14 protein-coding genes are annotated in these 13026 nt (G+C 42.6%); 10 read left to right on the top strand and 4 right to left on the bottom strand.

Annotation, left to right across the window (positions count from 1 at the left end; all coding sequences use genetic code 11):
* Positions 1–3 precede the first annotated feature (3 nt).
* The 3 genes from A3G19_RS11895 to A3G19_RS11885 all read left to right on the top strand — a co-directional run bounded on the left by A3G19_RS11895 (position 4) and on the right by A3G19_RS11885 (position 1523).
* The gene (locus A3G19_RS11895) at positions 4–621 is read left to right on the top strand and encodes a DUF502 domain-containing protein (RefSeq protein ID WP_015654209.1); all 618 of its coding nucleotides are present in this window, start codon (positions 4–6) and stop codon (positions 619–621) included.
* 132 nt (positions 622–753) lie between these two features.
* Positions 754–1041 (top strand): nucleotidyltransferase domain-containing protein, encoded by a 288-nt coding sequence (locus A3G19_RS11890; protein ID WP_294873086.1) that lies wholly within the window; start codon positions 754–756, stop codon positions 1039–1041.
* Positions 1023–1523, top strand: a complete 501-nt coding sequence (locus A3G19_RS11885) for a hypothetical protein (protein ID WP_294873084.1) — start codon at positions 1023–1025, stop codon at positions 1521–1523. Before A3G19_RS11890 ends, A3G19_RS11885 begins: the two co-directional genes overlap by 19 nt.
* A 14-nt stretch (positions 1524–1537) precedes the next feature.
* Here A3G19_RS11885 and A3G19_RS11880 read toward each other — a convergent pair whose 3' ends face one another.
* The gene (locus A3G19_RS11880; protein ID WP_294873082.1) at positions 1538–2635 is read right to left on the bottom strand and encodes a trypsin-like peptidase domain-containing protein; all 1098 of its coding nucleotides are present in this window, start codon (positions 2633–2635) and stop codon (positions 1538–1540) included.
* Between the two features lie 2 nt (positions 2636–2637).
* A complete protein-coding gene (locus A3G19_RS11875; protein WP_294873080.1) occupies positions 2638–3960 on the bottom strand; it encodes a hypothetical protein in 1323 nt (440 codons plus the stop codon).
* A 123-nt stretch (positions 3961–4083) separates the two neighbouring features.
* Between A3G19_RS11875 and pyrH the strand changes: the two genes are divergently transcribed.
* The 7 genes from pyrH (at position 4084) to A3G19_RS11840 (ending at position 11833) form a co-directional block, all read left to right on the top strand.
* Positions 4084–4794 (top strand): UMP kinase, encoded by a 711-nt coding sequence (gene pyrH, locus A3G19_RS11870; protein WP_015654206.1) that lies wholly within the window; start codon positions 4084–4086, stop codon positions 4792–4794.
* A gap of 19 nt (positions 4795–4813) precedes the next feature.
* Positions 4814–5029: a DNA-directed RNA polymerase subunit omega gene (locus A3G19_RS11865; RefSeq protein WP_015654205.1), complete on the top strand. Its 216-nt coding sequence runs from the start codon at positions 4814–4816 to the stop codon at positions 5027–5029.
* A 21-nt stretch (positions 5030–5050) separates the two neighbouring features.
* Complete coding sequence (locus A3G19_RS11860) at positions 5051–7210, top strand: RelA/SpoT family protein (protein ID WP_294873079.1); 2160 nt, start codon at positions 5051–5053, stop codon at positions 7208–7210.
* A 3-nt stretch (positions 7211–7213) separates the two neighbouring features.
* Positions 7214–8416: a tyrosine--tRNA ligase gene (gene tyrS, locus A3G19_RS11855; protein ID WP_294873077.1), complete on the top strand. Its 1203-nt coding sequence runs from the start codon at positions 7214–7216 to the stop codon at positions 8414–8416.
* The gene (locus A3G19_RS11850) at positions 8413–9504 is read left to right on the top strand and encodes a nitronate monooxygenase family protein (RefSeq protein WP_294873075.1); all 1092 of its coding nucleotides are present in this window, start codon (positions 8413–8415) and stop codon (positions 9502–9504) included. Before tyrS ends, A3G19_RS11850 begins: the two co-directional genes overlap by 4 nt.
* Before the next feature lie 8 nt (positions 9505–9512).
* Positions 9513–11090, top strand: coding sequence for an N-acetylmuramoyl-L-alanine amidase (locus tag A3G19_RS11845; protein WP_015654201.1), 1578 nt, complete (start codon positions 9513–9515; stop codon positions 11088–11090).
* A gap of 86 nt (positions 11091–11176) precedes the next feature.
* Entirely contained in the window at positions 11177–11833 is a 657-nt protein-coding gene (locus A3G19_RS11840; protein WP_294873073.1) for a hypothetical protein, read from the top strand.
* Between the two features lie 6 nt (positions 11834–11839).
* On the opposite strand, the gene A3G19_RS11835 is transcribed toward A3G19_RS11840, so the two are convergent.
* Positions 11840–12367 carry a hypothetical protein gene (locus A3G19_RS11835; protein ID WP_294873071.1) on the bottom strand — a complete coding sequence of 176 codons (528 nt, stop codon included), beginning with the start codon at positions 12365–12367 and terminating at the stop codon, positions 11840–11842.
* 20 nt (positions 12368–12387) lie between these two features.
* The gene (locus tag A3G19_RS11830; protein ID WP_294873069.1) at positions 12388–12642 is read right to left on the bottom strand and encodes a hypothetical protein; all 255 of its coding nucleotides are present in this window, start codon (positions 12640–12642) and stop codon (positions 12388–12390) included.
* Between the last annotated feature and the right edge of the window lie 384 nt (positions 12643–13026).

Here is a 13026-nt window from a genome sequence, read left to right as displayed (position 1 = left end):
TCAATGGCTACAAAAATCAGATTTTTACTTCGTTATATTTTTGTCGGGGCATTGTCTCTTTTTCCCCTGATTTTGGTCATCGTTGTGGTTAATTATTTGAAAAATCTTGGGGTAAGTGCTTATTCTTCACTTCATGATTACACGAATTCTTTTGGGGTGACATTGGCGCTGATGGCAGGTGTTATCGCCATTTTTGCACTACTTGGGTTTTCGATCGAGAAATACGGACGCTCTATTTTTGTCTCGATGATTGACAGTACCTTTGAGAAAATCCCCGCTATTCGTTCTGTCTATTCGGTTTCTAAAAAACTCGCGGCAATGCTAAGCGGCGGAGAAGACGGGACAAAAAAAGAGGTGGTGTTGGTCGAGTATCCCAAAGAGGGGTTATGGGTACCGGCTTATTTACTGAATCGACACGAAAATATTTGTGTCGTATTTATCCCGACTTCTCCCAATCCTACGAGCGGTTATACAGTACTAGTGGATGAATCACTGATTAAAAAAACCTCTTTGAGTCTTCAGGAAGCATCGTCCTTTATCATCAGCATGGGGGCCGATTTCCCTCAAAAAGAGGCAGTTTCCATGTTGATTCAGAACGCAAATGAAATAAAATCCCATTAGCTACGCTTGCCGCTTTGGCACTAAAGCTTGCCTCATTCGAGGCATAATTGGCTTATTCAAACTCATCAATCCTATAGTGATAATCATTAAATCGTGATACAATTCATCCATTAGAGCAAAAGGAGAGGTGCAATGCGATTGAGCGAATACGAACATCAGATTCTCACGAAACATTGCAATGCCCTTTTCCCACACTCTCACCTCTATCTTTTCGGATCACGAACCGATGATACAAAACGGGGCGGCGATATCGATCTGTACCTCGAAACAGAGGATAAATCCGATCTTTTTAAACGAAAAATTACCTTTTTATCCAAGGTGAAACGTGATTTGGGGGATCAAAAAATCGATTTGATATTCAATGAAGATGAGAGCAGACTTATCGAACAGGAGGCGCGTAAATGGGCGATTCTGCTTTAGTCTATCACGCTAAACTCCTCAAAACGTTGAATGAAAATTTCATCCATTTACGGAGAATTCGCAACGCTTTTGATGAGTTGTCGAAACAATATACATTTCCGATCACGCTAGAAAACTTCCGAGAGCTTATTGATAATGTCCAAAATATCGCTTATGCAGATCAGGTGATTTATCGCTTTTCAAAACTCCAAGACGGAATCGGGGCTAAGCTCTTTAAAGCTTTTTTGTTGGCTCAGGGGGAGAATGTCGATAAGCCTTTTTTGGATATCTTGCATCAGCTCGAAAAACTTAATATCGTTGATGTAGACGAATGGTTTATGCTACGTGAAATTCGGAATGAAATCGCCCATGACTACGAAGAGAATGAAGAAAATGCGATGAATATTCTCAATACTATCATCGAAACACTAGGGGAATTAGAAAAAATTCTCGTGACGATTCAATCGTTGATTGAGAAAAAAGAAGAGGGTGCTCTTTTTTGATGAGTTAGATTTTTTTATTCAAACTCATCGAACTTCGGTTCCAGCGCTTTAAACTGACTAAGCAATAGGGCTTGATATCGGGGTGCATTGTCAAAAAGTTTGCGTAATGCCGCAGTGCCGTATTCTTCGCTCAAAGAAGAATCGACGATGATGTAGGAGAGATAGACCGTATTTTCGTTGATTGAAAATTGGAGCCGCTCTAGAACACTGTTCTCAGAGAGTAAAAAATCGTACAGCTCTTCGATATTTTCCTGTGGGATACGACAGAGGGCTGAATCGGCGATGATGATTCCGTTATCATAGTAATTGATGTCGATACGGGTTTTTCCGATCTCAAATCGCCAGCTTCTTTGACTCCGTCGAGCAAGTGTAACATTGATCTCCAAAGCTTTCAGAATCTTCTCAATCAACGCTACGACACCGGAGGGTTTATACCCTTCGCGTCGGCGTTTGGCTACTTCGAGTTTTGTGCCGCATTTAGGGCAATAATCATTTTTGATAGAGGTTTCATGGATCAAATTTTTGCACGAACCGCATCGAATAACATCTTCGGTTTTTAGAGCATTAAACTGATCGAGGGCTTCTTTGAGGGTATATGCGGGGAGGGCAAACCCCAAATTGTTCGAATTTTGGATGATAAACGTATTGACTCCGATCACCTCTGCTGATTCATTCAGAAGCGGCCCGCCGCTGTTTCCGGGATTGATCGCCGCGTCAAACTGGATGTATTCCACTTCTCCTTGCAGCCTTGTAGCTTTGGACACAATCCCCTCGGTGGTGGAGTAGTTGAGACCATAGGGGTGCCCGATGGCGATAACGTTGTCTCCATCTTGTACACTTTGTGAGGAGAGGATCAACGGATTTTTATGCTCAATCAGGATTGGGGATCGGATAAAGGCCAAATCGAAAGCGGGATCGTCATAGATAACGGTTCCGATTGTTTTCGGGAGTGTTTTGGTACTGATAAGCACCTCTTTAAGACCGCTTACTACGTGGGAATTGGTGATGATAAGACCGTCAATGAGAAATCCGCTTCCGCTTCCGTAAGGATTGGTAATTTGGACGATACTCTCGATCGTTTGTTCGACCATTTTTTGGGTGGCACTGTTCACATTTACACTTCCGTATAATCGAGATTTTTGATTTGGAGATAAAAACTTTGGCTGAAATGGTTTAAATCACTGTAATTGAGATGTTCGGCAAAACTCTGAAGCCCTTTGTAGCGGTCGGCATACGGCTCTATCGATTCACGGACACGTTGCGCAATCAGATTTTGTTTGAACGTTTGGGTACGCGGATCGTACAACGGCGTTTCTCCTGCAGTTTTGAAAAAATCAGAGGCGTAGATTTCGACATGCAAATGAAACAGTGCACGCAGTGAAGGGTGCAGACCGTAGTTGTAGAGAATATAGAGGGAGATATAACGATAAATGACGGTTATAACGTAGTTGGATCGGTTATTTTTGTACCAGCGCACTTTGTTTAGTGATTCGTCGATAAAGGCGGCAATCTCATCGTGCATCGCTTGATCGAACGGGGAAAAGGTGTAGGCACAATGGTAAAATTGGGTTGTGAAAGATTCAATATCCATTGATTCAAGCTCGCTCAAATATTGTTCCAAATCAGCATTTTTATCTTCGGTCAGCTTCTCATCATCCATAAAGTAGCCGTTTATTTTTTCACTGATATTTTTGGCCATTTTTTTATGAGGGAGGAAGAGATAATCGATTTGAAGCAATAAGGCAAGATAGCTAAAGGAGACCATGCCCGTATTATCATTCGATAAAAGACCTATCAGACTTTGTCTTGTTTCTTTGATCCACTGGTGCATAAAAGTATAATTCGATTTGATTCTATTCTGCGAGATCGGGAGGAGATGTTCGGTGTCCAACAGTGCGGACTCATCAAATTCACCGGCAATAAACTCTTTTTCAAAATCGGCATTCAAGGCAATTTCTCGAAGCGGAAAAAAGATTTTTTGGGGAGTGATTGTACCATTGTCGAGACGAATGGAGAGTTTTATGATCCCCTCGCTGTGACTAAAACGGCAGTAAGTAAGTTGAAAATCACGTTCTAAAAAACGGCGTTTAATCGCTACATGCAGTTTCTCGCTCAGAGCAATATCGGCATACGCTTCCAGCGAGGTCGGAGTAACGGTTCCTTTGATCAGTGCATATCCTTGATAAAGGCTAAAACGGATCATTTCATCGGTACGCTCAATACTTAGGTGCGGTATGGAAAATGGATCATTTTGGTGGATCAAGGAAGAGAGAAAAAATGTATATCCGCTCAAAATATCACCCTGAATAAACGCTTCTGACGCCCGATCAAACAGCTCTTTTTCATTGTGATTAGGGAGAGCATGCGTCCCTCGTCCATACTGTGGTGCGCGATGCATCCGGGTTGGACTTAACCATGCTCTAATCGTATCGAACACCTTCACCCCTATTTTTCCTTCTCTTATGATTTGCTTAGTGTAATCAAAGCAACCTTAAAGCGACAATAAAGTATAATACGCGTAATTTAAAGGGCACATCTGAGATGCTTTGTAGGGAGTTGTATGGGCTATAAACGTGTTTTGGTAAAATTCTCCGGTGAGGCATTGGCGGGTGAGAACGGTCACGGTATCGATACGAAAATTCTCAAATTTATTGCGGGTGAGATTAAAACACTCGTTGATGCAGGGATAGAAGTAGGGATCGTTATCGGTGGCGGTAATATCATTCGTGGTGTTACGGCAGCAGCAGATGGAATTATCCGTAGAACTTCAGGTGATTATATGGGAATGCTGGCAACGGTAATCAATGCAATCGCTATGCAAGAAGCATGTGAACATGAAGGAATGCTGGTTCGTGTTCAAAGCGCGATCAAGATGGAACAAATTGCCGAAGCGTTTATCGTCCGTCGTGCAACCCGTCATTTGGAACGCGGTCGTGTGGTGATTTTCGCCGCAGGAACCGGGAATCCGTTTTTTACTACCGATACTGCCGCGACCCTTCGTGCGATTGAAATTGGAGCTGAAGTTATTATCAAAGCGACCAAAGTAGACGGTGTTTATAACAAAGATCCTAAGAAGTTTGATGATGCGATCAAACTTCCTGCTCTAGGATATGAGGAAGCATTACAAGATCATATCAAAGTAATGGACGATACCTCTATCGCATTGGCGAAAGAAAACAAGTTGCCGATCATCGTATGTGATATGTTCACACCGGGCAATCTTCTCGAAATTAGTCAGGGTAACTTGTCACGTTGCTCTATCGTAAAATAAACCTAAAAGGACATCAACCATGAGACTCGAACAACTCACTGCAAAAGCACTTGAAACTGCTAATATCGACCGTTACCAATTGGCTATCGCTGTCGCAAAACGCTCTGAAGAACTTCTAAACGGAGCGACGACAAAATTAAACGTGGATGTTAAAAAAGCTAAAACAGCGGATATCGCTTTGATGGAAATTGCTGAAGGGCTTATTTCTATCAAAGGTTTCGTACCACGAGACTAATTTTCACTTAAAGCGGCATCATTGAATACCATCGACATAGAAAAAGTAACCGGAATCAATGATGTTGAGGGTGCAGTAGCACACCTCTATAAACATATCAACCCCTCTATTGCGATTCAAAACGCACTCACCTTTTCAAAACAAGCTCATCATAATCAATTTCGTAAAAGCGGTGAGCCCTACATTGTCCATCCGGTTTTAGTCGCCTCAATAGTTGCCAATATGACCGGTGATGAAGCGATGGTCATCGCTGCACTGCTGCATGACGTGGTGGAAGATACCCATATTACGATCGAAGAAATCTCACGTGATTATGGGGACGATGTTGCCCATTTGGTAGAGGGATTGACGAAGATCGATACGATTCGTGATGCCCAGCTGATCCCGTCGAACTCCGATGAAAAACTGGTCGTTTCGGCACTGTCATTTCGAAAAATGCTCATCGCATCGATCGAAGATGTTCGTGTATTGGTCGTAAAGTTGTGCGATCGCCTTCACAACATGCTGACTTTAGGGGCTTTGGCACCAGCGAAACAGCATCGTATCGCCGAAGAAACTCTTGTTGTTTACTCCCCGATTGCGAGCCGTTTAGGAATCTCTTTTCTCAAAAATTTGTTGGAAGATTTGAGTTTTCAGTATCTTTTTAGCGAAGAAAAACAGGCTATTGATATGTATATGGAGGAGAACTTCCGCTCTATCAATACGCGTTTGAGTGATTTTTGCGAAAAACTGACCAAGATGATGCTGGAAAACGGGTTTAATGAAGACGATTTTGAGATAATAAGCCGTGTCAAACACCACTACTCGATTTATCTTAAAATGCAGCGTAAAGGGATCAGTATCGATGAAATTCTTGATCTCTTGGCGATCCGTATATTGGTCAAAAAGCCGATTGACTGCTACCGTGTTTTAGGATTGGTTCATCTGAATTTTCAGCCGCTATCTTCACGTTTCAAAGACTATATTTCGATTCCAAAAGAGAACGGATATCAGACATTGCATACGAGTGTATTTGACTCGACCGCAATTTTCGAAGTGCAGATTCGTACGTACGAGATGCATAAAACGGCAGAACTCGGTGTTGCGGCACACTGGAAGTACAAAAGTGGCGGGAACAACCCGATCAGTCTCGATTGGCTTCATAATCTTCAGTATCAAAATGAATCGGTCGAAGCATTTTACGAACTGATCAAAAATGATCTTTTCAGCGAAGATATCAGTGTTTTTTCTCCGAAAGGAAAACCCTTTACCCTTCCTCGCGGAGCGGTGGCACTCGATTTTGCGTATGCGGTACATACCGAGATCGGTGATAGTGCCGAGGGGTGTTTGATCAATAAAGAAAAAGCATCGCTTCTGAGTGAATTGCATAACGGCGATATCGTTAAAGTTACGACGGGATCGAAAAAAATCAACCGATGCAGTTGGATCGATGCCGTTAAAACCTCTCGAGCCAAAGCAAGTATGCGGGCCAATTGCAATCAGCGTATTCGTGCGATTGATACTGAATCGGGTATCAATATTTTGAGCACTATTTTTAATATGGATCCTGTTCGTATTGAGGAGTTGTTCAGTGAAACGCATTTGGAAGAACAGCGTCATCGTATCCCGAGCGAGCTCGATTTAGTCAAAGAGACGGTGAACCGTTTTACCCAAGAATTGGGTGAAAACAACCGCTTTAGTGCCTTTTTATCCCGTAATCGCTTTAGAGTTAAACCGTATGTGTTTGCATCATTGGAAGTCTACTCTAACAATAACGTAAGTGACGCAGTATTTGATTATTGCTGTCATCCAAAAACAGGGGATGAAATTGTTGCATTTTTGCAAGATGGAAAAGCCCATATTCACCATAAAATGTGTAAAAATGCCGCAGGGATGATCGATCGCAGAGAGCCGATGGTGTTTGTGCGCTGGAAGGCACAGCATTATTTTCGTTACCACCTTATTATAAGCATGCAAAGTGCAAAAGGGGTCCTCGCCGATTTGCTCACCTATATGGCAAAAATGGGGGCGGATATCAACAGTATCGAACTGGGTAAGGAAAAATCGGAACATACGCAGTACTGTGAAATGGAATTCCAAACCCTTGAGGCAGATATCAATCGCCTGCGCTCCAAATTGGAGAAAAAAGGGAAAATCATACAATTTTTTCGGACGGATGATGCGTACCGAAGCCAAGGATAAATCATGATTCAAACAGCATTACGAGAAATTAGACGCGGCACTGCCGAAATTATCGATGAAGCACGACTCGAAACACTCCTCAAAAATTATTTTGAAAAAGGGGAAACCTATACGGTCAAAGCAGGATTTGATCCGACCGCACCCGATTTGCATTTGGGACATACGGTTCTTCTTCAAAAACTCGCGGCGTTTCAAAAATTTGGAGGGCATATTCAGTTTTTGATCGGTGATTTTACTGCGCAGATCGGTGACCCAACGGGGAAAAGTGAAACCCGAAAGAAACTACTTCCGGCTCAGATTCAAGAAAATGCCCAAAGCTATAAAACTCAAGTGTTTAAAATCCTCGATCCTGAAAAAACGACGGTTGTTTTTAACGCTGATTGGATTAATCCTCTCGGTGCGGCGGGAATGTTGGAACTCACTACCACCTATAACGTTGCACGGATGTTGGAACGCGATGATTTTGACAAACGCCACAAAGCAGGAATCTCGATCTCCATTAGCGAATTTTTATATCCGTTGCTCCAAGGGTATGACAGTGTTCATCTGCGCAGTGACATCGAGATCGGTGGAACAGATCAGAAATTCAACTTGCTTATGGGCCGCCATTTGCAACGGGTGTATGAGATCGGTAAAGAACAAGCGGTATTAATGATGCCGATTTTAGAGGGTCTTGACGGTGTTCAAAAGATGTCTAAATCGCTGGGGAACTACATTGCGGTAGCGGATGAACCGAATGAGATGTTTGGAAAAATACTCAGTGTTAGCGATACATTAATGTGGCGTTATTATGAACTTTTGAGTACTCAAAGCCTTGATGAGATTGAAGCGCTTAAAACCGGAGTAGAAAACGGCTCGCTTCATCCGAAAAAAGTGAAAGAGGCGTTGGCTCTGGAAATTACGGAGCGTTTCCACTCTAACGAAGCCGCTTTGGGTGCTCAAGCTGAGTTTGAACGGGTTCATGCACAGAGCGAAATTCCGAGTGAAATGGATGAATTTACTCTTCAAGGGCCGATTTGGATTGCAAAAGCTTTGGTCGATTGCGCTCTAAGTCCATCTACTTCTCAAGCCCGTCGGGAGATTAAGCAAGGCTCTGTTAAAATCGATCAAAACAAACTAAGCGATGAGCAATACCGACTTGAACTGGGTGAGTACATCCTTCAAGTCGGAAAACGAAAATTTGCGCGATTAAAGGTAACCCAATGAGCTTCAAACCAATTCAAATCGGCAAGCACACCATTAAAATTCCTATCGTTCAAGGTGGAATGGGTGTCGGTATCAGCTGGGATAAACTTGCCGGAGCCGTCTCTTTTGAAGGGGGGCTTGGGGTAATCAGTTCGGTTGGAACAGGATATTATGAAAATAAAGTACATGCGGATAAATTAATTGCTAATCGTCCGTTGGATGCCGAGAATTTTTATTCCAAAAAAGGGCTGCATGCAATTGTTAAAAATGCCCGTAAAATCTGCGGAGATGCTCCGTTGGCATGCAATATTTTGTATGCGATCAACGATTACGGCCGTGTGGTAACCGATGCGTGTGAAGCAGGAGTGGATATCATTATTACCGGTGCCGGTCTTCCGACCAATATGCCTGAGTTTACAGCCGATTATCCCAATGTTGCATTGGTCCCGATCGTCTCCTCTCCAAAAGCACTTTCGATTATCTGTAAACGTTGGCAAAAGCGTTATAACCGTCTTCCTGATGCGGTTATTCTTGAAGGTCCTCTCAGCGGCGGACACCAAGGTTTTACGTATGAGCAATGTGCAATGGAAGAGTATCAACTCGAGAACCTTGTCGCTCCAGTAGTGGAAGAAGCGGCTTTATGGGGCGGTATGCCGGTTATTGCTGCCGGTGGAATCTGGGATAAGAACGATATTGATGCAATGATGGCATTGGGTGCAGCGGGTGTTCAAATGGGGACTCGTTTTATCGGAACCTTTGAGTGCGATGCCCATGAGAATTTCAAAGAGGTTCTCCTCGCAGCTAAAAAAGAGGATATCACTTTAATGAAATCCCCGGTCGGATATCCAGCACGCGGCGTTCGTACTCATTTACGCGATCTTATCGATACTCGAACCGGTCCTTCTATCAAATGTATCTCTAACTGTGTCGCACCGTGTAATCGCGGTGTTGAAGCTAAAGAGGTCGGGTTTTGTATTGCAGACCGTTTGAGTGACGCCTATTTGGGAGATAAAGAGCTTGGATTGTTCTTCTCGGGAAGCAATGGATATCGTATCGATAAAATCATCTCCGTCAAAGAATTGATGGAAAAACTTACTCACGGGGAGTAAGTAAGCGCGTGCTGAGTCGTATTGTTTTTCTCGCTTTATTGATTTTTACTTTGCTGGGTGCAAACGATAATGCACGTCTGGAATCGGCCAAAAAGGCACTTCAAAGCAGTGACGAGATTGAACAGTTCCGAGGGTACAATGAGTTTAAAACCATTTATCTCCGAGCGACGTTGGATAAAAACAGTGTAGTAGCCAATGAAGCTTTAGAGGGGATTGTTGCGGGGGGAGAAAAGCTTGGCATTGATGTGAGCAAATACCAAACGGATTTGGCGAAGATTAAAAAGTCAGTCAAAAAAGCTGAGCCTCTTATAAAAACACAAGCTATTGCCGAAATTCCGAAACACTCGGTAGACGTTCCTTCGGTGATTTATGACAAAACATTCAAACCCGCATTGGTAGCGAGTAAATTCAATACCCCTGAACCTGAAAAAATGATCAAGCTTGAACCGATTCAGCGCACAGATGAAATATCTCTCACCATGCGTCACCGCCTTTTGAATGCGCAGTGGAAAGACAAAGGGCTGGAGCTTCTTTTTGATACTCCGATACAATCGTCGGAAGTTCGAATGTCCAAAATCATCGAAGCCGATAAACAGCGGTTCCGATACATTATCGATATCGATTCATCTACGCTCTCCAAAACTCAAACGCTAGAACACCAAAGTATTAATCGCATTAAAATGGCTCAGTTTGATTCTAAAACACTACGTCTGGTTATTGAACATAATCAAGCGATTTCGATCAAACCTATCGCTAAAGGGACGTCCCTTTATATCGATCTCTCCGTAGAGACTTCTAAAACGACTCCTCCTCTTGCAACGCCTGTTGTTGCTAAACCTGAGGTACAAGAACCTCCATTGGTTGCCGCACTTCCTCCATTGATCAGTGTGACTCCGAGAGACCGAAGCAAAAAAATTATTGTCATTGATCCAGGGCACGGGGGAAAAGACAGCGGAGCTATCGGAAACGGTTTTATGGAAAAAGAGGTTGTTTTGCAGATATCGAACCAGCTCAGTGAAAAACTTCGTGCACTTGGTTATACCGTTTATATGACTCGGACAAATGATACGTTTATTGAACTCAAAGACCGTACCAAATTTGCAAACAACAAAGAAGCGGATCTCTTTATCTCGGTTCATGCCAATTCTATTCCTAAAACGTCTGATCCAAACGGAGCACAAGGAATTGAAACCTACTTTCTTTCACCGACACGAAGTGAGCGCTCCATGCGGGTTGCGGCGCTCGAGAACTCCGAAGAGATGGAAGAGATGGGTCAATATGGAAAACTCAGCTTTTTGAGTTTTTTGAACAAAGAAAAAATTATTGCTTCGAATAAAATGGCGATAGACTTACAAAAAGGGATGCTTGGCAGTTTGAGAAAGCAGTTTCCTTATGTTCACGACAACGGTGTCCGCGAAGCCCCTTTTTGGGTTTTGGTCGGTGCGCAAATGCCGGCAGTACTGTTGGAAGTGGGTTATATAAGTCATCCTGATGAATCGGCACGCATTGCGGATGAAAAATATCAACGTTGGATGGTTGATGGTTTGGTGGAAGGCGTTGGCCGCTATTTTGTCAACAATATTTAAAATCCATCGCTCTACAACTCTTTAGTATTCACTATTAATACACAAATAACTGTTACAATACTCCTATTACACTCAAAGGAGTCATTATGAAAACAACAGCGTATGCTTTTATGTTAGCCGGAACCCTTCTTTTCGGAGCAAATTTTGATATAGGGGTTTCAGGTTCGGATAGAGGAATTGATGGGTTTTCCCTTTCCATTGGAGACTATTACCGTGTCCCTTATCAGGAGGTGATCGTAGTTGAACGACGAATTCCGCGAGAAGAGGTAGGGGTAGCCTATTATCTTGCACGGCATGCGCATCGGGATGTTGGATTTATCATTGATTTACGATTACGAGGTCAGAGTTGGTGGGATATTACCATTCGTCTTGGGCTTGATCCTCGAAGTATTTATGTTGTAGATACCCGCCGAGCGTACGGTCCACCATACGGTAAAGCCTATGGATATCATAAAAAACACCGTTTACATGACCGTGAGATTGTAGATTTGGTCAATGTCCACTTTCTCTCCGATTATCATCGTATCAGCCCTGATGAGGTGATTGAGCGTCGTCGTGGCGGCGATCATTATGATCGTATCGATCGACATTACCGTGACAATCGCAAAGAGATTCGTGAAGACCGCAGAGAGATTCGTGAGGATCGACGTGAACTGAAAGAGGATCGCAGAGAAGATCGTAAAGATTCACGGGACGATCGTGGAAATGGAAACAAAGGCCACGGTAATCCGCACGATCGTTAATGATTTTTAAATATCTTCGATCAAACGTAATGATGCGGGATTTTCCCGCACAAAAGTTTGCGCTTCTTCCGTAATAGGACGGTTAGTAGCGTAGATACGTATAACTGATCGGCTTTTTAACATTGGATTATGATCGATATACACGCTGCATTCTGAAATAAATAGTTGCAAATCGAGTTTTTTTACCTCTTTGAGAATATTTTCACTTCGTATAAGTAATAACTCTTTCTCTTTTACTCCGATTAGATCTATCCCTTTCGCTTTCGGTGATTCTGTTAGTGAATAACCTTGCTCCATGAAATACGTACTCACTTTTTGACGGAAATCTCCATGCGCTATGGGCTGGAATGTTTGCGATTTTAGGGGTGATACAACAGAAGGTGTTTCAGCTTTTAGGAGGGATTGGGTCTCTTTTAGAAATTGTTCTTTTTGCAGGAATTCTTTATTCGCTAATTCCCGCTTTTTACGAGAAATGATCATCATGACCCAATACCCTACAGCGACAATGACGAAGAGGGCAAGCAGATTAGCCATGATTTCTCTTTATACCCTTTTTATCGGTCGAGGATATCTTCAGTTTCGATTCGAATAAAAGGATTCTTACGGGTTTCAGCTAAAATCTGCATCAATCGGTTTATAACGCTTAACGGAGATTTCGTCGGATTAAACGTATCGAGTGCAATGCAGGTAGTGGCAGCATTAAAATGGTTATCCAAATTGTGAATAATATTTTGAGATGCTTTGTATGCATTGTCTTGCGTGGTAAATGCAAAAATAATAAAGTAGTGATTTTCATCTAACTGTATCAAGTGATCAGAAATTCTAACATAGTTTGACAGTTCTACAAGACTTAAAGAGTTTGCATGGTAGAGAATTGCAAACGTTGAATTGACTTGAAATCGTTCATAATGATAGTAAGTTTTTTTTATGAGTACGTTGATTCGATTGGTTATAGGATCGCTCATAGTTGTCCAGAAAATAATTTTTGTTAGTATAGCTTACTTTTAGAACGTTATTAATCTATTGTTTAAAAAGAGGAATATGAGTGATATGAATGTGATAGGATGAAAGTTCTTCTCGTGTGAAGTTTGTTATAGAGGATCTCTGTGGCGGACGAGGAGAGATTCGAACTCTCGGTACCGTTGCCAGTACGTCTCCTTAGCAGGGAGGTGGATTCAGCCGCTTTCCTACTC

It is taken from the genome of Sulfuricurvum sp. RIFCSPLOWO2_12_FULL_43_24 (assembly GCF_001829605.1).
Lineage (GTDB): Bacteria > Campylobacterota > Campylobacteria > Campylobacterales > Sulfurimonadaceae > Sulfuricurvum.
Note: the sequence above shows the minus strand (reverse complement) of the source record. Positions and strands in the feature narration are given on the sequence as shown.

Excerpts from the sequence above, each read along its gene's own strand:
- A3G19_RS11840 (WP_294873073.1), top strand. The coding sequence starts at position 11,177 with ATGAAAACAACAGCGTATGCTTTTATGTTAGCCGGAACCCTTCTTTTC.
- A3G19_RS11890 (WP_294873086.1), top strand. The coding sequence starts at position 754 with ATGCGATTGAGCGAATACGAACATCAGATTCTCACGAAACATTGCAAT.
- A3G19_RS11865 (WP_015654205.1), top strand. The coding sequence starts at position 4,814 with ATGAGACTCGAACAACTCACTGCAAAAGCACTTGAAACTGCTAATATC.
- A3G19_RS11850 (WP_294873075.1), top strand. The coding sequence starts at position 8,413 with ATGAGCTTCAAACCAATTCAAATCGGCAAGCACACCATTAAAATTCCT.
- pyrH (WP_015654206.1), top strand. The coding sequence starts at position 4,084 with ATGGGCTATAAACGTGTTTTGGTAAAATTCTCCGGTGAGGCATTGGCG.
- A3G19_RS11895 (WP_015654209.1), top strand. The coding sequence starts at position 4 with ATGGCTACAAAAATCAGATTTTTACTTCGTTATATTTTTGTCGGGGCA.
- A3G19_RS11885 (WP_294873084.1), top strand. The coding sequence starts at position 1,023 with ATGGGCGATTCTGCTTTAGTCTATCACGCTAAACTCCTCAAAACGTTG.
- A3G19_RS11835 (WP_294873071.1), bottom strand. The coding sequence starts at position 12,367 with ATGGCTAATCTGCTTGCCCTCTTCGTCATTGTCGCTGTAGGGTATTGG.
- tyrS (WP_294873077.1), top strand. The coding sequence starts at position 7,214 with ATGATTCAAACAGCATTACGAGAAATTAGACGCGGCACTGCCGAAATT.